Source organism: Arthrobacter sp. I3, assembly GCF_000520575.1.
GTDB classification, from domain to species: Bacteria; Actinomycetota; Actinomycetes; order Actinomycetales; family Micrococcaceae; genus Arthrobacter; species Arthrobacter humicola_A.
The window spans coordinates 75,630-96,440 of the sequence record NZ_KI914909.1; the positions used below are offsets into that span (position 1 = coordinate 75,630).

General features: G+C 67.5%; 17 protein-coding genes and 1 pseudogene. 15 read left to right on the top strand and 3 right to left on the bottom strand.

All coding sequences use genetic code 11. The features are described 5' to 3' along the window. The first annotated feature begins 57 nt into the window (after positions 1–57). From Y706_RS0105725 to Y706_RS23845, 3 genes are read left to right on the top strand one after another with little or no spacing between them, the layout of a single operon-like run. Positions 58–1,092, top strand: a complete 1,035-nt coding sequence (locus Y706_RS0105725) for a LacI family DNA-binding transcriptional regulator (protein WP_043434998.1) — start codon at positions 58–60, stop codon at positions 1,090–1,092. Between the two features lie 9 nt (positions 1,093–1,101). After that, entirely contained in the window at positions 1,102–1,413 is a 312-nt protein-coding gene (locus tag Y706_RS0105730) for a putative quinol monooxygenase (RefSeq protein ID WP_028275834.1), read from the top strand. Then, positions 1,413–1,946 carry a gluconokinase gene (locus Y706_RS23845; RefSeq protein ID WP_043435001.1) on the top strand — a complete coding sequence of 178 codons (534 nt, stop codon included), beginning with the start codon at positions 1,413–1,415 and terminating at the stop codon, positions 1,944–1,946. The genes Y706_RS0105730 and Y706_RS23845 overlap by 1 nt, the downstream gene beginning before the upstream one ends. 185 nt (positions 1,947–2,131) lie before the next feature. On the opposite strand, the gene Y706_RS0105740 is transcribed toward Y706_RS23845, so the two are convergent. Continuing rightward, on the bottom strand, positions 2,132–4,156 hold the full coding sequence (locus Y706_RS0105740; RefSeq protein ID WP_028275835.1) for an ABC transporter ATP-binding protein: 2,025 nt from the start codon (positions 4,154–4,156) through the stop codon (positions 2,132–2,134). Next, positions 4,153–5,895: an ABC transporter ATP-binding protein gene (locus Y706_RS0105745; protein ID WP_028275836.1), complete on the bottom strand. Its 1,743-nt coding sequence runs from the start codon at positions 5,893–5,895 to the stop codon at positions 4,153–4,155. The genes Y706_RS0105740 and Y706_RS0105745 overlap by 4 nt, the downstream gene beginning before the upstream one ends. A gap of 199 nt (positions 5,896–6,094) precedes the next feature. Between Y706_RS0105745 and Y706_RS0105750 the strand changes: the two genes are divergently transcribed. Next, complete coding sequence (locus Y706_RS0105750) at positions 6,095–6,457, top strand: VOC family protein (RefSeq protein WP_028275837.1); 363 nt, start codon at positions 6,095–6,097, stop codon at positions 6,455–6,457. A gap of 88 nt (positions 6,458–6,545) precedes the next feature. After that, a complete protein-coding gene (locus Y706_RS0105755; protein WP_028275838.1) occupies positions 6,546–7,169 on the top strand; it encodes a dihydrofolate reductase family protein in 624 nt (207 codons plus the stop codon). 35 nt (positions 7,170–7,204) lie between these two features. On the opposite strand, the gene Y706_RS0105760 is transcribed toward Y706_RS0105755, so the two are convergent. Next, the gene (locus Y706_RS0105760; protein WP_028275839.1) at positions 7,205–8,125 is read right to left on the bottom strand and encodes a 2-hydroxyacid dehydrogenase; all 921 of its coding nucleotides are present in this window, start codon (positions 8,123–8,125) and stop codon (positions 7,205–7,207) included. Between the two features lie 136 nt (positions 8,126–8,261). Between Y706_RS0105760 and Y706_RS23850 the strand changes: the two genes are divergently transcribed. From Y706_RS23850 to Y706_RS29145, 10 genes and pseudogenes are all read left to right on the top strand, one after another. Then, a complete protein-coding gene (locus tag Y706_RS23850) occupies positions 8,262–9,197 on the top strand; it encodes a serine hydrolase (protein ID WP_043435005.1) in 936 nt (311 codons plus the stop codon). A 463-nt stretch (positions 9,198–9,660) separates the two neighbouring features. After that, entirely contained in the window at positions 9,661–10,326 is a 666-nt protein-coding gene (locus Y706_RS0105770; RefSeq protein ID WP_028275840.1) for a response regulator transcription factor, read from the top strand. A gap of 35 nt (positions 10,327–10,361) precedes the next feature. Beyond that, positions 10,362–11,903, top strand: a complete 1,542-nt coding sequence (locus Y706_RS0105775; RefSeq protein WP_052355016.1) for a sensor histidine kinase — start codon at positions 10,362–10,364, stop codon at positions 11,901–11,903. A gap of 304 nt (positions 11,904–12,207) precedes the next feature. Further along, a complete protein-coding gene (locus tag Y706_RS23855; protein WP_243180701.1) occupies positions 12,208–13,440 on the top strand; it encodes a glycosyltransferase family protein in 1,233 nt (410 codons plus the stop codon). Next, positions 13,427–14,647 (top strand): glycosyltransferase, encoded by a 1,221-nt coding sequence (locus Y706_RS0105785; RefSeq protein WP_028275842.1) that lies wholly within the window; start codon positions 13,427–13,429, stop codon positions 14,645–14,647. Before Y706_RS23855 ends, Y706_RS0105785 begins: the two co-directional genes overlap by 14 nt. Continuing rightward, complete coding sequence (locus Y706_RS0105790; RefSeq protein WP_028275843.1) at positions 14,644–15,819, top strand: glycosyltransferase; 1,176 nt, start codon at positions 14,644–14,646, stop codon at positions 15,817–15,819. The genes Y706_RS0105785 and Y706_RS0105790 overlap by 4 nt, the downstream gene beginning before the upstream one ends. Positions 15,820–15,980: 161 nt before the next feature. Beyond that, complete coding sequence (locus tag Y706_RS23860; protein WP_253906701.1) at positions 15,981–17,702, top strand: ABC transporter ATP-binding protein; 1,722 nt, start codon at positions 15,981–15,983, stop codon at positions 17,700–17,702. After that, on the top strand, positions 17,699–19,030 hold the full coding sequence (locus Y706_RS0105800) for a phosphotransferase family protein (RefSeq protein ID WP_028275844.1): 1,332 nt from the start codon (positions 17,699–17,701) through the stop codon (positions 19,028–19,030). The genes Y706_RS23860 and Y706_RS0105800 overlap by 4 nt, the downstream gene beginning before the upstream one ends. Next, positions 19,027–20,157 (top strand): phosphotransferase, encoded by a 1,131-nt coding sequence (locus Y706_RS0105805; RefSeq protein WP_028275845.1) that lies wholly within the window; start codon positions 19,027–19,029, stop codon positions 20,155–20,157. The genes Y706_RS0105800 and Y706_RS0105805 overlap by 4 nt, the downstream gene beginning before the upstream one ends. 4 nt (positions 20,158–20,161) lie before the next feature. Further along, a pseudogene (locus Y706_RS29145) lies at positions 20,162–20,811 on the top strand (hypothetical protein); the annotation flags it as partial.

Here is a 20,811-nt window from a genome sequence, read left to right on the forward strand (position 1 = left end):
AGACGAACAGCTCGCGGTGATCAGCTGCCGAGACAGGACCCTCAACGAGGAGGAGAAGTGAAGAAGGCATCAACTATTCGCGATGTCGCGTCCGCGGCCGGCGTTTCAGTCTCTGTCGTGTCCCGGGTCCTGAACCCTGACTCGGGCCCCGTCGCGCCGGCCAAGCGCGAAACCGTGTTGAGGGTCATCGATGAACTCGGGTACCGGCCCCGCGCCGCCGCCCGTGAACTCAGCATCGGCCATACCCCCACTATTGGCCTGGTGGTAGCAGACCTGGCAAACCCCTTTTTTGCGCAGCTAGCCGACCGCGTCGTCTGGGAGGCCCGTAGCCACGGAGTGCAAGTGATGGTGATGACCACCCAGGAAGACCCTCACCTCGAAGCCGACAGCCTGGATACACTCCTCGACCGTTCCGTGGGAGGCGTCATTGCCACGCCCACCGGATCAAATATTGAAAAGTGGGCGCGCCTCCAGTCTCTGGGTGTGAATGTAGTCTTCGTCGACCGCAGCATTCCCGAACTCGCGGACGTCGACCTAGTGAGCATCGAAAACGTAGATTCGGCCCGACGCGCCACCGAACACATGCTCGGTCTCGGACACACGCGTATTGGCCTCATCTCTGGGCCCGTCAGCACCTCGACGGGTCGGTCCAGGATCGAGGGCTACAAGAGCGCGCACAACAACTTTTCGATAAGTGTCGACCCCCAGCTGATCCGGGATGTACCGTTTCGGGGAGACGGCGGGGGCGATGCAGCCGGGTCTCTTCTCGCACTGCCAGACCGTCCGACCGGGCTCATTGTGGCCAACACCGCCCAGGTTCAGAGCTCCGTTCGACGCCTCGTCCAGATCGGCGTGCGGATACCCGCAGAGCTCTCGGTCATAGTCTTTGACGACAATCCCTGGACGGAACTGACCAGCCCGCCATTGAGCGTAATCCGTCAGCCGATCGACATGCTCGCGGTGCACTCCCTGGAGCTGGTCCTGGGAAGGATGCAGGGCCGGCTCCCTCCAGCCCCCCGAACGATTGAAGTCAAGGCCGACTTCGTCCCACGCAGCAGCTGCTCACCCCTCACTCTCTCCCCCATCAGCTAAGGAAATCCCATGACCGTCATTGTTACCGCCGTTTTCACACCCAAAGAAGGGGCCTTGAGCGCGGTAGCTGCCGCCCTTTCCCCCGCAATCGCCGAAGTGCACCAGGAACCTGGATGCCTGCTGTACTCCATCCACGAAGCGCCTAACGGCCAGATCGTCATGATAGAAAAGTGGGAAACCGCAGAACTGCTCGACACCCACGGTGAGGGAGAAGCCGTCAAACGCCTCAATGCCTCGCTCGACGGCCTCCTTCAGGAACCTGTCGAAGTTACCCGGCTCTCACCGATTCCCGCAGGGACCGAGCACCAAGGGACGCTGTAATGAAACCCGTCCTTGTCGTAATGGGCGTGTCAGGAGCAGGAAAATCCACCGTCGGGGCAGCGCTGGCCCAACGCACGGGCGCCACTTTCGTCGATTCCGACTCCCTGCACCCGCAGGAAAATGTGCAGAAAATGGCCGCCGGCAACCCCCTGGATGACCAGGACCGATGGCCTTGGCTTGGACTTGTAGGCGCCGAACTGGCGTCCATCCACCCGGAGGGGATCATCGTGGCGTGTTCGGCACTAAAACGAGCCTACCGAGACGCCATCAGGGCCAAAGCACCCGGAACCGTGTTCATTCAACTCAGCGTCGAGCTGCCCGTCCTGCAGAACCGAGTGGCCCAACGCCCCGGACACTTCATGCCGCCTTCCCTCCTCCAATCCCAGCTGGAAACACTGGAACCCCTACAAGCAGACGAAGCCGGACTCACCGTACCCACCCAAGACGGCATCGAGGCAATGGCCAACCGGATCCTCGCTCAACTTCCAACAACCGCCGCGGCTTCCGCAAAGGAGGGCTCACCTGCGGACTAAATGAAGACTCGCTGAGTCCCGCCCGACTATCCCCATATTGTCAAGACGATGACCTGGTCGGGCCACCTTACTGTCTCCTGAGCTCCTACGGGGCAGCCACCGATAGCGGATATTACGTAAAGTTGATTGCGCGCAAGGATACTAACGTCTCCGTCTCGAGGCCGACAGGCGAATTGTTGTTTTCCCTAAACCTCCGCCACCGGAGCAGCGAACTGCGCCGCGTACAGCGCCGCGTATGCCCCGCCCGCAGACAGCAATTGAGCGTGCGTCCCCTGCTCCACGATCTGCCCGGCTTCCATCACCAGGATGAGGTCGGCGTCGCGGATGGTGGAGAGGCGGTGGGCAATGACAAACGAAGTCCGGTCGCTCCTCAGCGCACTCATGGCCTTCTGCACCAGCACCTCGGTCCGCGTATCCACGGACGAAGTCGCCTCGTCCAGGATCAGCACGGACGGCCGGGCCAGGAACGCCCGGGCGATGGTGAGCAGCTGCTTCTCGCCGGCGGACACATTGCCGCCTTCGTCGTCGAGCACGGTGTCGTAGCCCTCAGGTAGGGACCGGACGAACCGGTCCACGTACGTCGCCTTCGCGGCCTCCAGGATTTCGTCCTCCGAAGCGCCGGGCCGGCCGTAGGCGATGTTGTCCAGGATGGTCCCGCCGAACAGCCAGGTGTCCTGCAGCACCATGCCCATCCGCGAGCGCAGCTCATCCCGGGTCATCGCGGTGACGTCCACGCCGTCCAGCGTGATCCGGCCGGCGTCGAGCTCGTAGAAGCGCATCATTAGGTTCACCAGGGTGGTCTTGCCCGCACCCGTCGGGCCCACAATGGCCACCGTCTGCCCCGGCTCCGCCACCAGGCTGAGGGAGGAAATCAGCGGCTTGTCCGGCGAATAGGAGAAGGACACGTCCTCGAACACCAGCCGCCCCCGGCCACCAGTAGGCGCCTCGGACGGCGAAGGATCGGGCGACTGCTCGTCCGTGTCCAGCAGCTCGAACACCCGCTCGGCCGAGGCCACGCCGGACTGCAGCAGGTTCGCCATGGACCCCAACTGGGCCAGCGGCTGGGTGAACTGCCGTGAGTACTGGATGAACGCCTGCACATCGCCCAGCTGCATCGCCCCGGAGGCCACCTGCAGGCCGCCCACCACGGCGATCCCCACGTAGACCAGGTTCCCGATGAACGTCATGGCCGGCATGATCAGGCCGGAAATGAACTGCGCGCCGAAGCTCGCCTGGTACAGCTCCGCGTTCTTCTGCCGGAACCGCTCCTCCACCTCGCGCTGCCGGCCGAACACCTTCACCAGGGCGTGCCCGGTGTAGGTCTCCTCAATCTGCCCGTTCAGCTCCCCGGTATGCCTCCACTGCGCCACGAACAGCTTCTGGGAGCGCTTGGCGATCACCGCCGTCGTCACCAGCGTCAGCGGAATGGTCACCAGCGCAATCAGCGCCAGCGTGGGCGAGAGCAGGACCATCATCACCAGAACCCCGGCCACGGTCAGCACCGAGGTCACGGCCTGGCTGATGGACTGCTGCAGGCTCTGGGAGATGTTGTCGACGTCGTTGGTCACCCGGCTGAGCAGCTCGCCGCGCTGCACGGAGTCGAAGTAGCGCAGCGGCAGCAGGTTGATCTTCGCCTCTATCCGTTCCCGTAGCCGGAAGACCGTGCGCTGTACGACGCCGTTGAGGATGTACGCCTGCATCCAGCCGAACACCGATGCCAGCACGTACAGCACCAGCGCCCACAGCAGCACGGTGGCCAGCGCGGTGAAGTCGATCCCGGCGCCGGGGGTCAGCGTCATGGCGCTGAGCATGTCCGCCTGCTGGGTCTGCCCGGCGGCGCGCATTTGGGCGATCACCTGGTCCTGGGTCTCCCCGGGCGGCAGCTGCTTGGACACGACGCCGGCGAAGATCAGGTTGGTGCCTTCGCCCAGCAGCCGGGGCCCGATCACCGAGAACGTCACCCCGACGACGGCGAGCACCAGGACCAGCGTCAGCCACAGCCGTTCGGGCCGCAGCTCCCCCAGCAGCCGCCGGGCAGACGGTCCGAAGTTCATGGCCTTCTCGGCCGGGATGTTCATCCCGGCAAACGGACCGCCCGCCGGACGGGGAATCCGCATGGGGGTTTTCGCCGCGGGAGCCGCGGGGGCCCCGGGGGCCCCGGCGGCAGGAGCGGCGGTGGCCGGCGTCGGCGCCTTGTCGGTGCGGCTCATGCTGCCTCCTCCGCTGCGAGCTGGGAGTTCACAATCTCCTGGTACGTCTCCGACGCCTCCAGCAGCTCCTCGTGCGTACCCTGCGCGACGATCCTGCCGCGTTCGAGCACCAGGATCTGGTCCGCGTCCACAATGCTGGAGACCCGCTGGGCGATGATCACCATGGTGGCCCCGGCGGTGTGCTGCTTGAGTGCCTGCCGCAGCCGGGCGTCCGTGGCGGTGTCCAGCGAGGAGAAGGAGTCGTCAAAGATGTACAGCTCGGGCTGTTTCACCAGCGCCCGGGCGATCGCGAGCCGCTGCCGCTGGCCGCCGGAGACGTTGGTGCCGCCCTGCGAGATCGGTGCATCCAGTCCGCCCTCCAGCTCCTCCACAAAATCCTGCGCCTGCGCAATCCTCAGGGCCCGCCAGAGCTCGTCCTCGGTGGCGTCGGGTTTGCCGTAGAGCAGGTTGCTGCGCACCGTGCCGGAGAACAGATAGGGCTTTTGCGGGACCAGGCCGATGTGCCCCCACAGCAGGTCCGGGTGGAGCTCGCGGACGTCCACGCCATCAATCCGGACCGAGCCGGAGGTCGCGTCGAAGAGCCGCGGCATCAGGTTCACCAGGGTGGTCTTGCCGGAGCCGGTGCTGCCGATGATCGCCGTCGTCTGCCCCGCGCGGGCGGTGAAGTTCACGTCCGACAGCACTGGCTGCTCGGCACCCGGGTAGGCGAACCCGACGTCGCGCATCTCCAGCTCGCCACGGGCTGCCCGCCCGGCCGCGCGCGAAACCGGGCGCAGCGGCGGCCGGACGCTGGATTCGGTCCCGAGGACCTCGCCGATCCGGTCCCCCGAGACGGCGGCGCGCGGGATCATGATCGCCATGAACGTGGCCATCATTACGGACATCAGGATCTGCATCAGGTAGCTCAGGAACGCGATCATGGTGCCCACCTGCATGGAGCCGTCCTCGATCCGGAACGCGCCGAACCAGATCACGGCTGTGCTGGAGACGTTGAGGACCAACATCACGGTGGGGAACGCGAGAGCCATGAGCCTGCCGGCGCGCAGCGCAGTGTCCGTGACGTCCTCGTTGGCGCGGGCAAAGCGGGCCGTCTCCACGTCCTCCCGGACGAAGGCCCGCACCACGCGGATGCCGGTGAGCTGTTCGCGCAGCACCCGGTTGACGGTGTCGATCCGGGCCTGCATCACCCGGAACAGCGGCACCATCCGCAAGATGATGGAACCCACCGCGGCCAGCAGCACGGGGACGCTGACGGCGATCAGCCAGGACAGCTGCAGGTCCTGCCGGATGGCCATGATCACCCCGCCGATGCAGAGCATGGGCGCCGTAACCATGAGCGTGGCGGACATCAGGACCAGCTGCTGGATCTGCTGGACGTCGTTGGTGGAGCGGGTGATGAGGCTGGGCGGGCCGAACCGGGTGACTTCCTGCTCGGAGAAAGCGGCGACCCGGCTGAAGATAGCACCCCGGACGTCCCGGCCCAGCGCCATCGCGGCCTTCGCCCCGAAGTACACGGCCACGACGGTGCAGATGACCTGCAGCAGCGTGACCGCCAGCATCAGGCCGCCGACGCGCAGGATGTAGTCCGTGTCCCCCGTCGCCACGCCCTGATCGATGATGTCCGCGTTCAAGGTGGGCAGGTACAGCGAGGCAATGGACGCCGCCAGCTGGAAGACGACGACGGCGAGCAACAGCCGCCGCTGCGGCCTCAGGTATTCGACGAGCAGTTTCCAGAGCATCCGGTCTCCACTTCACGCGTCACAGGCACTGATGTGGGTCAGTCTACGTCCGGCCGCCGGGAGATAGCTGGGTTCCTCTCAGGGCGAATCGGGGGCGGGCCTGCGGCGATGTTCAAATGCGCGGTTTGCTTGCCCGGCTGGACTGCTTGCCGGGCTGGACTGCTTGCCGGGCCTGCGGCCCGGGTGTAGCTTGATGCGGATGCTGCGCATCGGCTCAATCGTCATCCGGGTGGACAACCTCGAACGCCAGATGGGTTTCTGGCAGGCGGCCTTGGGTTACGAGCCCCGGTACGAGCCCGACGGGGACTTCGTGATCCTGCAGCCGCCGGGCGGCGTGGGCACCTGCGTCTCCCTGGACCGCGTCCCCGCGGCCGTCCAGATTCCCCCGCGCCTGCACCTGGACCTCTACACGGACACCCAGGACGCCGAGGTGCAGCGCCTCCTGGCCCTGGGCGCCACCCGGATCGAATGGAGCAAGCAGCCCGCGGACGCCGACTACGTGATCCTTGCCGATCCGGAGGGCAACAGGTTCTGCGTGGTGGACACTGCAGGGAGCCGCTGATACCTGTTGCTTCGCAGGGGAACGGTGTGCCAGCCTCGAAGTGATCCCGTCGCCGCGGCGACGACGGGCGACGGAGAAGGAGCACGGCATGGGACTCATCCATATCGACCTGTTCACCACTCTCGACGGCGTTGCGCAGGCGCCCGGCGGGCCCGACGAGGACCCTGCCGACGGCTTCGCGTTTGGCGGCTGGCAGGCACCCCTCATCGACGAGGTCGTCGGCGGGCAGGTCGTCTCCGGGATGGAAGGGATGGACGCGCTTCTGCTCGGACGCCGGACCTACGACATTTTCGCCGCCTACTGGCCGCACGCCAACGGTGACATCGCACGGCTGTTCAACCGCATCCCGAAATATGTGGCCTCGCGCCAGTCGCCGGCCCTCGAATGGGCCGACTCCACGCTCCTCGGTCCTGATACCGTCGCCGCCGTACGCGAACTGCGCGACCGGCACGAGCACATCCACGTGATCGGCAGCCTCGACTTCGTGCAGACCCTGTTTGCCGAGCGGCTCTTCGACCGACTTACGCTCTGGGTATATCCGATCCTCCTCGGCGGTGGAAAGAAGGTCTTCGCGGACGGGGTAGTTCCGACGAACCTCAGGCTCATCGAGCCGGTCGTCGCCTCACAGAAGGGCGCGGTGCAGCAGCGCTACGCGCTCGCCGACGGCACACCTGGCGTCGGCGATATGTCGGCCGTGACCCAGGAGGGCTAAAGCGACACGCCCGGGCCGGGGCCCGTGCCGCCCAACTAGCCGTTCAACACCACATTCACCGGCGGCTCGCCCGCCAGCATGATCTCGATCTGCCGCTGCAGCAGCCGGCCCATCCGCGGGCGCATCGCCGAGCTCGCGCCGCCCACGTGCGGGCTGATGATGACGCCCGGGGTCCGCCAGAGCGGGTGGTCCTGCGGCAGGGGTTCGGGATCAGTGACGTCCAGCGCGGCGCGGATCCGGCCGGAGGCGGTGTGCCGGACCAGTGCCTCCGTGTCCGCCACCGGGCCGCGGGCCACGTTCACCACCAGGGCGCCGTCCGGCATGGCCGCGAGGAAGGCGTCATCTATCAGGTGCCGGGTGGAGTCGCTGAGCGGAACCCCCACCACCACGATGTCGTGCTCCGGCAGGAGCGTGTGCAGCTCGGCGATGCCGTGGATCCGGCCGCGGTCATCGGTCCGTTCGGTGCTGGCCACCCGGGTCACAGTGGTCTCGAACGGCAGGAGCCGGTCCTCGATCGCCTTGCCCACCCCGCCGTAGCCAACAATCAGGACGCGGCGGTCGGCCAGGCTGGCCGTGGGCCGGGCATCCCACCGTCCGTCCTGCTGGTTCTGGATCAGGCGGGGCAGTTCGCGCTGGCTGGCGAGGATCAGGGCGAGGGCCAGCTCCGCGGTGGAGGTCTCGTGCACGCCGGACGCGTTAGCGAAGACCCGCCCGGCCGGCAGGAACTCCGCCACGCCGTCGTATCCGATCGATTGACTCTGCACCAGGGCCGTGTCCACCGCTGCCAGGCTCCGCAGGACCTCCGGGCCGCCCATGTACGGCGGGACCACGATGTCGATCCGCGGCAGGGGCGGCTCACTGGCGAGGTCCCACTCCAGGACGGTGACGTCCGGGTGCGGCTGAAGGTACTCACGCAAGGTGGGGTCCGGCAGGCTGACAGTAATTTTCCGGGTCATGAATGCCAGCGTAGTGGACCCGCATCTGGGATTTTTGTCCCACTTGGGCCGTGCCCCGCGCGCTCCGTGGACTTCGCCCCCGGCCCGGCCTAACGTCGGAGGCACCACCCAGTCGAGTCCGGAAAGGCCCACGCACATGACGAATCCGGGCCCCCGGCCGGCCGCTCCCACCCACCGCAGGAACGTGGTGCTTGTCTGGGCCGCCGCCGTGCTGGTGCTGGCCGCCGTCGTGGTCCTCGGCGCGATCCGCACCGCACCCGGCAGTGATTCCCACACCCGTGACTTCCTGACCCGCGACTTCCTGACCGGTGACGTCCTGACCGTCGCCCAGCAGCAGGAGCCGGGCCCGGCGGAGTCCGCACCGGCAGCCCCGGCGGCCGCCGCCGTCGACCTTCCCGCCGAGATGCAGCGGATTATCGGCGCGCACCCCGATCACCGGATCGGCGTCGCCGTGCTGGACACCCGCGACGGCCAGCTGCAGAGCTACGGCGACGTGGCACCGTACACCGCGGCGAGCACCGCGAAGGTCCTGACGGCCGCCGCCTACTACCACCTCGTGGAAACCGGCGATAAGTCACTCGATGCTCCCCTGGGCGCGTTCAATGCCGCGTTCCAGCTCAAAGCCATGATCAACACCAGCAGCGACGACTCATGGCTCCTGCTGATGCGGGACATCGGCTACCCCAACCTCACCGCCTACGCCGCCACCCTCGGCATCACCTACGATCCCGAGCAAAACCTGGTGGCCCCGACGGACATGGCGCGGCTCCTGGCGCAGCTCACCACGGGCAAGCTGCTCAACGCCGATCACACCGCGGAGCTGCTCGGCTACATGCAGCACACCAATGACGAGGACCTCGTCCCGGCCGCCGTTGCGCCCGGCATCACGGTCCACCACAAGTACGGCGTGGTGCAGGGCTACGTCCACGACGCCGCCCTGCTCAGCGCCGGGGACCGCTCCTACGCGGTGGTCATCTATACGTGGGGCCCGGACGACGCCGACAGTGCGGACCGCCTGGACCTCATCCACGACCTGACCCGCCAGCTCACCGGTGCGCTTTTTGGGCGGTGATGGTGAGGTCCCTGTTAATAGCCTGAAAATCAACCGATCAAAGGTGGCGCAGGCTCCATTACGGGGGCAGGATGAAAGAAGCGGGAATAGTCTCAGCCGCAGCTGCCCGATGGAACCCCACGCCGTGGGGCCGTCCTCTGGAGGAGCACCAGATGTCCATTCCTTCTGAATCAAGAACGTTCAGTCGCCCCGACGCAGGGGCCTCTTGTCCAGCGCGCGGTCCAGCACGTCCTGCCGCGCCGCCCTGACGGGTCCGCACCAGCTCAACCGCCGGCCCCACACAGCGGGGCACGGGTCCGGCCCGCACTCCGGGCTGATCGAGGCTGCTGGGGCCCCGGAATTCCTCCCAGTCACATGTAGGAGACGCCGCAGTATTGGAGCAGGCCTAGGATCCCGCGAAGAGGACCGTGCAGATGCGCGGCTAGGGGGGCCTTCCGGATCCGGGCTTTTCCAGGGAGTCACCTTGACCCGCATCCTTATTGCAGAAGACGAAGAACGCATCTCCCGCTTCATCGAAAAGGGCCTGCGCGCGGCTGGCTACGTGCCCACAGTGGTCGCCGACGGCGTCACGGCCGTGGACTACGCCTCCAGCGGCGAATTCGATCTCCTGCTTTTGGACATCGGGCTCCCCCGCCTGGACGGGTACGCCGTCCTCGCGGCACTGCGCCGCGGCCAGGTGGGCATCCCGGTCATCTTCCTCACGGCCCGCGGATCATCCAGCGACACCGTCGCAGCGCTGGAGGGCGGCGCCGACGACTACATCGTCAAGCCTTTCCACTTCGAGGAACTCGTGGCCCGCATCAAGGCCCGGATCCGCAAGTCGGACACCGGCGACGTGCTGGCGGGAAGCGTCATGCGCTACGGGCCCCTGGAACTGAACCTGCTCACCCACTCGGTCAGCGTCGACGGCAGGATGGTGGAACTCTCCGCCCGCGAATTCGCGTTGGTGGAAATGTTCCTGCTCCACCCCGGGCAGGTTCTGAGCCGGCAGCAACTGCTCAGCCATGTCTGGGGCTACGACTTCGACGGCACGTCCAACGTGGTGGATGTTTACGTGCGTCAGTTGCGGATGAAACTCGGCGCGGACCGAATCCTCACCACCCGCGGCGCCGGGTACCGCCTCAGCTAGGCACAGCAAGCTGATCCGCGCAGGAAGGGAACAGAGTGGCCACCTCGGATGAACATCCCAGTGAAGACGGCCAGGCCGCGCCGGCGGTTGCCTTCCCTGAGGCGGAAACCCAGGACCCGTCCGGCTGGGGCGCAAAGTTCCACTCGGTGCGTTTCCGGGTGGTGGCCGCCATGCTGGGCATGATGCTCGCCGGAGTGGTCACGGCCGGGATGGTCACGTTCGTGGTGCAGTTCCAGGAGGCTGACGCCAGGACAGACCAGGCGGTTCTGGACAAGGCCAACGCCGTGGTCAAGCTCGTCCAGACCAACAAAAAAACGTCCGGAGACTACGCCAACAGGAAGTATATCAGCGCACTTCACGAGGCCGCGGAGGATATCGAGCCGCGCAGCAACGAGGTCATGGCAGGGATAGTGGATGGGCATGTGGCATGGACCGTTGAGGGCAACGGGGACAGCAACCTCCTGAACAACAGCATGTTGGCCGATGCCGCCCAGCTCAGTAACCAGGCCGGCGCGTCCTTCGGCGAGCTGAACTCGGACGGCCGTCCGCTCAGAACAGTGGTGGTGCCCATGAAAGGCGCCCCCGGGACATTCTTCCTGGTCGGCCGGGACGCGGGCGACCAGCGCGAGCACAACGCCAGCTCGGTCCGGACGTATTCGCTGGTGGCCCTCGGCATGCTCCTGGCTGCCGCGGTGATTGGCAGCGTGGTTGCCGGCCGGCTGCTCGATCCGCTCCGCCGCATGCGCGAGACTTCCCGGGCGGTGGGTCCGGAGGACCTCACGCAGCGGGTCCAGGTGCGCAAGGGCGAGGACGACGTCACCCTGCTTGCCAAGACCTTCAACACCATGCTGGAAAGACTCGATGAGGGCGCCCAGCAACAGCAGCAGTTCCTGGACGACGCCGGCCATGAACTGCGGACCCCGCTGACCATTCTCCGCGGGCACCTCGAGCTCGTGACGGTCGATGATCCGGACGATGTCATTGCCACCAGGGACGTGCTGCTGGACGAGGTGGACCGGATGCAGCGCCTGGTGGACGACCTCCTGCTGCTCGCCAACTCCGGCGAGATCGGCTTCATCCAGCGTGAACCCGTCCGGGTCCCGGAACTCCTGGATCAGGTCATGGAGAAAGTGCACGTCCTGGCCGACCGGCACTGGCAGATCGATGAAAGAGCCGACTACGTGGTGGAGGCGGATCCGCAGCGCCTCACCCAGGCACTGGTCCAGCTCGCCGCGAACGCCGTCAAGTACACCGGTCCGTCCTCCACCATCGCGCTCGGCTCCCGGATTGAGCGCCCGACGGCGAACGACGGCACCTCGCTGCCCCCGCAGGACACCCTCGTGCTGTGGGTGCGCGATGACGGGATCGGCATCGCCACCGAGGACCAGAGGCGGATCTTCGAACGGTTCGGCCGGGCGCACACGGGCCGCGGCGTGGAGGGCTCGGGACTGGGCCTTGCCATTGTCGCGGCCATCGCCCAGGCGCATGGGGGCGTGGCCACGGTGGAATCCGAATTCGGCCACGGGGCCACTTTCCTGATCCGGATCCCCCTGCAGTCCTCCGGCGTCCGCGTCTGACCTGGCCCGCCGTCTTACCTTGCCCGCCGCCTTACCTTGCCCGCCGTCTGGCCTGGCCCGCACCTACCGGTGTACGTGCCTAAGCGCGGCGCCGCAAACGCGGGCCCTTGGATGAGGAATCCTTAATCATCCCCTCATCCCATCCTCACTCTCGGGGCGCACGCTGGTGCATAACATCAGACAGCACCTGCCCGTACACAGTCGCGTTCGCGACCGTGTCCGGGGGCACCGGGGGCGGGGGAGGATTGTTGTGGAGCCATTGCGGATAGTGCTGTACTCGCATGATTCAGTGGGCCTGGGACATGTGCGTCGGAATCTAGCACTGGCCCACGCGCTGAACAATCAGCTTCCCGGCCTGATCGGCCGCCCCGTCACCGGAATCCTCATCACCGGCACAGCCCTCGCACCGGCGTTCCGGCTGCCCGAGGGCTGGGACTGGGTACTCCTTCCCGGTGTGGCGAAGGGTTCCGCGGGCTACCTGCCGCGGAATCTGACGTTGCCCATGGGGGAGCTCGTGCCATTGCGGGCCAGGCTGCTGCAGGCAACGCTGGCCGGTTTCTCCCCCCACCTCGTGGTGGTGGACCGGCACGCCACGGGCGTTCATGGCGAACTCGAAACAGCCTTGCGCCACGCCCGCACCGCCGGGCCCGTGCGCGTGGTGCTGGGCCTCCGAGAGGTCCTTGACTCGCCCGCCGCGGCCCTCGCCGAATGGGCCAGGGTGGGCGGTCCCCGCGTGGTGAAGGACCTGTTCGACGCCATTTGGGTCTACGGCGATCCCGCGGTCCACGATCCCGTAGCAGCCGGCGAAATACCGTTCGCCCTCCGAAAGCTCATCCGGTACACGGGCTACCTCGCCGAGGGGCGCCCTTCGGCCTCCGGCACCAGCTGCATGCCCGGGCGGTACTGCATGACGACGGTCGGCGGCGGTTCGGACGGCTATGCCCTGGCCCGCGTCGCCGTCGCCACGCCGATCCCGGACGGGCTGGGACACCTCGTGGTCGCCGGGCCGCAGATGCCCGCCGAGCAGCTCAACGACCTCCGGCAGCGGGCCCGCCCCGGCGTCAAAGTGGTCGCCGCAGTCGATGACATCGTGTTCCACATCCGGCACGCCGGCGCAGTCGTGGCCATGGGCGGCTACAACACGGTGTGCGAAATCATGAGCACGCCTGTCCCGGCCCTGATCGTGCCCCGCACGCAGTCGCGCGCCGAGCAGCGGATCCGGGCCGCCTCCCTCGCCGCGGCCGGGTACCTGGAGCAACACGAGATTGGCACGCTGACGCCGGAGATCCTGGCGGCCTGGCTGGCCGCCCGGTTCGGCACCACCGTGGACCGCCGTCGTGCGGTGCTGGACGGCCTGATCCGGGTTCCGCAGCTGGCCGCCGAGCTGCTGCGGCCGCTGGCCACCACCGGGCTGGCCGATACCGAGCGGGACAGTGCCGATCAGGTCACCGCCGAACGGGCCAGTGCCGAACAATTCAACGCGGACGAAAGCGATGCCGCCGTGAGCGTGAAAGGTGCCAGCCGTGTCGCCGTTTGAACCGGGGACGGCGTACGTCCTGAAGATGTACCCGCGGTTCTCCGAAACGTTCATCGTTTCGGAGATCCTGGCCCGCGAGGCCGCCGGGGACCGGATCGAAATCTTCTCGCTCCGGCCCACCGACGACCCCCGGTTCCACCCCGAGCTCGCCCGGGTCCAGGCACCGGTGACGTACATTGACCGCCCCATCAAGACTGTGGCCCTGTGGGAGAGCCTCCGGATGGCCGACGCGGCCGGGCTCACAGCCGCCGTCGGCCGGAATTTGGGCGAACTCGCCGCCGCCTCGGCAGACGACGCCGTGCAGGCCATCAACCTGGCCACCGCGCTGCAGAACCGCAACATCCGGCACATGCACGTCCACTTCGCCTCGGGATCAACCACCGTGGCCCGGCTGACGTCCCTCATCACCGGCATCCCGTTCTCGTTCACCGCGCACGCGGTGGACATCTTCCATGAATCGGTCCAGGACGAGGACCTGCGGCTCAAGCTCGAGCAGGCCCATCACGCCGTGACCATCAGCCGGTACAACATGCGCTACCTGCGCCGCCGCTTCCCGTCCTCGACCGCCCGGCTCCATCTGGTGCGGAACGGCCTGGAGCTCGAGCGCTTCCCGTACCGGGAACCCCGGCCGCTCGAAGCCACCCTCCGGATCGCCGCCGTCGGGCGCCTGGTGGAGAAAAAAGGCTTCCAGTATCTGTTGCCCGCGGCCGCCGAACTGCTGGACCAGGGGGTCAAACTGGACCTCCGGATCGCCGGTACCGGGCTCATGGCCGAGGAACTGGAGGCCGGCATCGGCCAGCTCCGACTCGGCGGGTACGTCCGCCTCCTCGGCCCGCAGACCCAGGACCAGGTCCACGAACTGCTCCACTCCTCCGATGTCTTCGTGGCGCCCTGCGTGGTCGGCGCAGACGGCAACGCGGACGGCATGCCCACGGTCTTGCTCGAGGCCATGGCCACGGGCGTCCCCTGCGTCAGCACGTCCGTCACCGGGATCCCCGAAGTAGTCCGGAACGGCTCCACCGGGGTCCTGGTCCGGCCGGGCAACCCGCACGCCCTGGCCCGCGGCATCTGCACGCTCGGCTCCCCTGCCACGGACAGGCTCGCCATGTCCCGCAACGCCCGCGCCCTGATCGAGGAGGACTACGACGTCCACCGCCAGGCCGAGCTCCTGAGGTCCCTCTCCCGTTCTGAAAGGAGAGTCGCATGACCCGCGTGGCCTATCTCTGCGCCGACCCCGGCGTTCCTGTCTTCGGCACCAAGGGCTCCTCCGTCCATGTCCAGGAAATCGTCCGGGCGTGGCGTGGCACCGGCGCCGTCGTCACCGTCTACTGCACCCTGCTCGGCACGGAGCGGCCCAGCGATCTTGCCGATCTCGACGTCGTCGAAGTCAAGCCGGAATCCGTCCCCGCCTCGGCGCGGGAACGGGCGGTCCAGGACGCCGCGCTGGGCCTGGCGGACGAGGTCCTGCGCAACGGTTGCGGGCTGTTCTACGAGCGGTATTCGCTGTTTAGCCCGGCACTGTCGGTGGTGGCCCGCATCCTGGACGTGCCGTCCGTTCTTGAGGTCAATGCTCCGCTGATCGAGGAGCAGCAGCGGTACCGCCAGCTGCTCGATGTGAAGAAGGCTGAGACGGTGTTCCGCCGCAACGCCGCGACGGCCGACGTCGTGGCCTGCGTCTCGGATCCCGTGGTCCGCTGGGTGCGGGCGCGGGTGCCGACCGCCAGGACTGTGCTGGCGCCGAACGGAGTGAACGTCGAACGGATCACGGCCCGCCGCCCCGGCCGACGGAATCCGGACCACCTCACCGTCGGGTTCGTCGGAACCTTGAAGCCCTGGCACGGTGTCCCCGGCCTGCTGCACGGTGTCGCCCTGGCCAACCAGCAGACCGCCGACCCGGGCCTGCGCTGGCAGCTCCATGTGGTGGGTGACGGCCCCGGCCGGCAGGACCTCGAACGCCTCGCCGAATCCCTCGGCGTGCCGACGGTATTCTCAGGCGCCGTCGCGCCGGCTGCGGTGCCCGGCCTCCTGGCAGAATTCGACGCCGCCGCCGCTCCCTATCCCCCGGACGGACCTGGCCAGGACGATTACTTCTCGCCACTGAAGGTTTTTGAGTACATGGCGGCCGGGTTGCCTGTGATCGCGAGCGCCGTGGGCCAGATTCCGTCCATCATCCAGGACGGCCGCACCGGGGTCCTCGTCCCGCCGGGGGACCCTGCCGCGCTCGCGGACGCCCTCCTCCGGCTCGGCCAAGACCCGAATTTGCGGGAAAGGCTGGGGCTCGAGGCCCGCAACGACGCCGTGCAGCGGTTCAGCTGGAGCGGGGTGCTGTCCCGGATCACCGGGGCGCTGCCCCCTGCACGCAGACTGGCCAGGCAATGACCACCACTGCCAGGCATTCGCACCCCCGCAGCTGGCGGACCTTATGGCGACGGACCCGCACCAGCGCACCGGCTGAACTCTCACCGCTGCGGCGGACCTTGCGGTGCGTCCGCCCGCATTTGCGCGGGCACAGGCTGCTCATCACTTGGGGATTCATTGCCATGGCCGTGGAAATCCTCTTCCGGCTTCTTGAGCCGTGGCCGGTGAAAATCGTCCTCGACTCCGTCTCACACTCACTCGGCGCCACTCTGCGCAGGTCCCCGCTCAGCGTGGAGGCGAGCGCGGAGGTGTTGCTCCTCTGCGCCGGCGCGGTGGTAGTCATCTGCCTGATCCGGGCCGTGGCCGGCTACGTGTCCGCGATTTCGTTTGCCCTGGTGGGTACCCGGATTTCCTCCGAATTGCGCGCCCGAACCTTCCGCCACCTCCAGGGCCTGTCGATGCGCCACCATAGCCGCGCCTCCACCGGCGACACTGTCCAGCGGCTCGTCGGAGACGTGTCCCGGCTGCAGGATGTGGCCGTCACGGCGGGGCTCCCCCTCATCGGCAATTTCGTGTCGCTGATAGCAATGATGATCATCATGCTCTGGCTCGATCCTTTGATCGCACTGGTGACGTTCGTGTCCATCGGGATATTCGTGTTGGTGTCCCGCAAGAACTCGGGATCGATTACTACGGCGGCCCGCAAGTCACGCAAGGGTGAAAGCGCCCTGGCCACCACCGCCGCCCAGACGTTGGGCGCAATGCGCGAAGTCCAGGCGTATGGACTCGAAGACACCCTCAGCTCGGGCTTCAGCAAGAGCAACCAGTCGGCACTTGGCTCAGGGGTGGTCACGCTGCGGCTGGCCGCCAGCCTGCAACGGAAGACCGACGTCCTGACGGGAATCGCGACGGCGGTGGTCCTGGCTGCCGGTGGATGGAGGGTGATGCACCACGCGATGACCCCCGGAGATCTGGTCGTTTTCCTGACTTACCTGAAAACCGGGCTGAGGCCACTCAAGGACGTGGCCAGGTACACCAGCCGTATCGCACGCGCGACGGCCTCCGGGGAACGGGTTGCGGACCTGCTTGAGGCCCAGAGTGACGTGCCCGAGTCACCGCACGCCGTCGCCCTCAAGAACCCGCACCCGGACATTGTGTTCGAGGACGTCTGGGCCGGCCACTTCGAGGAAACCGCGGTGCTCAAGGGAATCACCCTGACCATACCGGCGGGTCAGCACTGCGCCGTGCTGGGGCCTTCCGGGGCCGGGAAGTCCACGCTGGCAAGCATGATCCTCCGGATGGTGGACCCGTGGAGGGGAAGTGTCAGCCTCGGCGGCGAGGACCTGCGGGCCCTGAAGATCGCTTCCGTGCGTTCCCATGTCTCAATCCTGCTCCAGGACTCCGTGCTGTTCGGAACCTCCGTCCGGGAGAACATCAGGTTCGGCCGCCTCGATGCCACCGATGAGGAGATCGAAGCCGTGGCGGCCCTCGCCCAGGCCGACGGTTTCATCCGCGCACTGCCCCAGGGCTATGAAACCGTCCTTGGCGAGGCGGCCAACGATCTTTCCGGGGGCCAGCGTCAACGGCTGGCCGTCGCCCGTGCCATGCTCCGCAAGGCCCCGATCGTCATCCTGGACGAGGCGACCGCCGGCCTCGATCCGGCATCCCGGGATTCGGTCCTCAGCGCCCTGGACACACTCACCGAGGGCCGGACCTCCATCACGATCACCCACGACGTCAACTCGGCCCAATCGTGCGACCGGGTGATCTGGCTCGAAGACGGCCAAATCCTGGAAGACGGGCCGCCGCAGTCATTGCTGGCCGATCCGGATTCCCGCTTTGCCGGCTGGGTCCACCGGCAGCAGACCCCCGAGCCGGGTGAACTGTTCAAGGTGCCGACGTGAGCACCCCACAGGGACAAAGGCTGCAGGGACAGTGGCTGCAGGCGCAGCGGCGCGACGCTGACCGTGCCCTGGCGGCCCGTGACGCCCGGGTCCCTGGCCTGAACTGGGTGCTCGACGACGAGCTGCTCTCCGAGCTCCTGGGCGAAAGTGTCCAGATCATCAGGACCCGCTACAAACCGCACACCTCCGCCCTCGTCGCCTTCCGCCGGACCGGCTATGGGGCCGGCAGCGGAAGTGACGGCAGCGGTGCCGGCAGCTACGGCTGGACACTGACAACAACACCGGAGCACGTCGGGAAACTGCAGCAGCGGGCAGACAGTTCGCAACAGCGCGGCGGCGGCATCCGGCTTATCCAGCCCGATCATCTCCACCCCGACGTCGCCGTGGCGGCCGGTCCCATCGAGGAGGACTGGCCGCTTCGCCCCAACCTGCGCTGGCTCCGGGACCACGGACTCCGTCGGCTCGGAGCGCTCCCCGCGGCAGGGCGCTTCCTGGACCCCCCGGTCAGCGTGCTGAGATACAACCCGGAGCGCAGGCTCGTTGCCAGGGTCCCCACGGAGACGGTCCCCGTCGTCGTCAAGACCGCCGTCCACGCTGACGAGGCTGCCGCGGGACTCCGCCTGCGGCAGCGGCTTCAGAGCCACGGCATCCCGGTCCTGCCCGAACTCGCGGACCCGGAATGCGCCGCGCACGGCATCAGTGCCTCCCCGGGCTGGGGCGAGGGAGACCTGGGCGGCGGCGGCAACGATCCGGCCGCCTACCGGGCCGGCCAAGCCCTGGCGGCGATCCATGGCATGGACACGGAGCCCGGGGCGGACCCGATGGCGGATATGGAGGACCTTGTACGCCAGCTCATGGCCACGCGGTCCATGATCACCTGCCTGCTCCCCGGGCTCGAGGCTCCGGTGGACGCGCTCACCGGCCGGCTCCTGGCAGCTGTCGGCGCCGCCGGCCACCGAAGGCAACAGCCGGTGATGGTCCATGGTGACTTTTCGGCGGACCAAGTACTGGTGGACGGCCCGGCCATCCGCATCATCGATTTCGACCGCGTGACGACCTCCGACCCGGCGAGGGACCTTGGGTCCTTTGCCGCGGTGGAGGACATCGCAGACCCCGCCGGCGTCGGGCCCGTCGCCGGCGGCCGTAAGACGGCCCAGTTGATCGACGGTTACCGCGACGCCGGCGGGCATGTGACGCAGGCCGGGGTGGAGACCTGGGCGGCCTTCCGGTTGTTCCTGAACAGCGTCGACCCGTTCCGGAACCGGGCCAGCGACTGGCCGGCCGACACGAACTGGCAGATCCGCCGAGCCTTGGAGCTGATCGCGTGAGCTGGCACCCACCGCTTTGGAAATACATCGACGACGCCGGCACCCCGTGGCGCGTCCGCTGGGCGTGGCCCGACAAAGAACCCGGAGAATACCTGCTTGAGGTCGCAACTGCGGGACGGCCCGGCGTCCGGGGAGCCCATCTGGGCCAAGGCCGCTTTGAGCTCCTGCCGGAGGACGATCCCTACCTGCCGGCCCTTCGGACGGAAAGACAGCGCGGGGAAATCATTTCCCACTGGCCCTACATGCGGGCGATCATCCGGGCGGAGGGCTGCTACATCAAGATCTTCCGGCCCGGAGGCGCCGCCGTCCCCGCCGAACGATGCGCCCAGATGGACCGCTTGCTGGACGCCGGTGCCTTCACGGCGCCCAAAGTGCTTCGGAGCTCCCCGAACACCCTCGTTTTAAGCGCCCTCTCCGGACCGACGCTGGGCGAAATCGGCGAGGACTACGTCACGATCGGCGAAAAAGATTTTGACGACGCATGGGAAAAATGGTCCCGCGCGTGGCTCGCCCAGCTGAGCGCGGCGTCTGACGCCAGCAGACGAACCATTCTGGGCGCAATGCCGGTCCATTCACCGGAGGCGGAAGCAAACGCCGCGGCCCGTTGGCTGAAACGATGGCTGCGCCACACAGAGAACGTCCCGGAACTGTCCACCCAACGCCACACGTTGATGGCCATGGCAGATTACGTCACGGCGAACTTGCTCGGCTCAGTACCGGACCCACTGGTATGGGCGCACGGAGACCTGCACGACCGGCAGATCATCGCTGGCGACGACCGGTCCCCGTTCGGGCTGCTGGACTTCGACGATGCTGCCCAGGCCGAGGCCGCCCGCGACCTCGCTTACCTGGATTTCCATCTGGAGCGCCGCCTGAGGCGCAATAGCCTGACGTCGGGGCGATACCTAAAGGCTCACTCGGAGGTGTTGGCCGTCGCCCGGCAACTGCAGGTCAGCCCGGATCGGTTCGATGCCTACTCGGACGCACGCTGGCTGCGCCTGGCCTGTTCTTCGCTCCCGTCGGGCTCATCTCTGGCGACCCGCGTTCTCGAGGAACGGGTACGGCATCGTCAGTCCTTCGGATTCACCCCACTGGCCGCCAGCCAGTCCCTCGGATCCAGGGGCTGATCCAATGGGCTGGCATCCGCCCGTACCGGCCGCCATCCTGGATGCTGACAACACCGAATGGCAGGTCATCCGGTCCTGGCCCGACGACGCCGCGGAGGACTACGTCCTGGAGCTGGCAGCGCCCGGCCTGGCAGGGGTCCGGGCAGCCCACCTCCGGGCGGGGCAGTTGGAGCTCCTGCGGCGCGGCCGCGACCGGCGTCTCCCCGCCCTGAAACACGCGTCACCGCTGGGTGAGGTGGTGGTTCACCGGGCCCACAAGCGTGCCGTGGTCAAGGCCGGGGAACACTACCTCAAGATCTTCCGGGCCCGCCAGTCCGACGAAGCGGTGGGCAGGCACGAACGGATGAACGAACTCCTCGGCGCAGGGGACTTCCTCACCCCGGAAATTGTTTCCTCCACCCCTGGCTGCCTCACCCTCATGACGCTGCCCGGCCGCTCCCTGTTCGAGCTGGGAATCGACCCCGCGGTCAGCGATGTGGTCTTTGAAAATGCCTGGCAAAAGTGGTCCCGGGCCTGGGTCCGGCAGCATTCCCTGGCCTTGGCGCCCGCGCACCGCCCCACTCTCGAGGCGCTCCCGGTCCGGACGGCCGCCGTCGAACTGGCGAGACTGCAACACACGGTGCATCTGTGGCTGGTGCACGCCGGGGACATTCC

What these genes read in the sequence shown, in the direction of transcription:
- Y706_RS0105730 (WP_028275834.1), top strand. Translation starts at nt 1,102, where the DNA reads ATGACCGTCATTGTTACCGCCGTTTTCACACCCAAAGAAGGGGCCTTG.
- Y706_RS0105755 (WP_028275838.1), top strand. Translation starts at nt 6,546, where the DNA reads ATGGGACTCATCCATATCGACCTGTTCACCACTCTCGACGGCGTTGCG.
- Y706_RS0105750 (WP_028275837.1), top strand. Translation starts at nt 6,095, where the DNA reads ATGCTGCGCATCGGCTCAATCGTCATCCGGGTGGACAACCTCGAACGC.
- Y706_RS0105790 (WP_028275843.1), top strand. Translation starts at nt 14,644, where the DNA reads ATGACCCGCGTGGCCTATCTCTGCGCCGACCCCGGCGTTCCTGTCTTC.
- Y706_RS0105745 (WP_028275836.1), bottom strand. Translation starts at nt 5,895, where the DNA reads ATGCTCTGGAAACTGCTCGTCGAATACCTGAGGCCGCAGCGGCGGCTG.
- Y706_RS0105760 (WP_028275839.1), bottom strand. Translation starts at nt 8,125, where the DNA reads ATGACCCGGAAAATTACTGTCAGCCTGCCGGACCCCACCTTGCGTGAG.
- Y706_RS23845 (WP_043435001.1), top strand. Translation starts at nt 1,413, where the DNA reads ATGAAACCCGTCCTTGTCGTAATGGGCGTGTCAGGAGCAGGAAAATCC.
- Y706_RS23850 (WP_043435005.1), top strand. Translation starts at nt 8,262, where the DNA reads ATGACGAATCCGGGCCCCCGGCCGGCCGCTCCCACCCACCGCAGGAAC.
- Y706_RS23860 (WP_253906701.1), top strand. Translation starts at nt 15,981, where the DNA reads ATGGCCGTGGAAATCCTCTTCCGGCTTCTTGAGCCGTGGCCGGTGAAA.
- Y706_RS0105740 (WP_028275835.1), bottom strand. Translation starts at nt 4,156, where the DNA reads ATGAGCCGCACCGACAAGGCGCCGACGCCGGCCACCGCCGCTCCTGCC.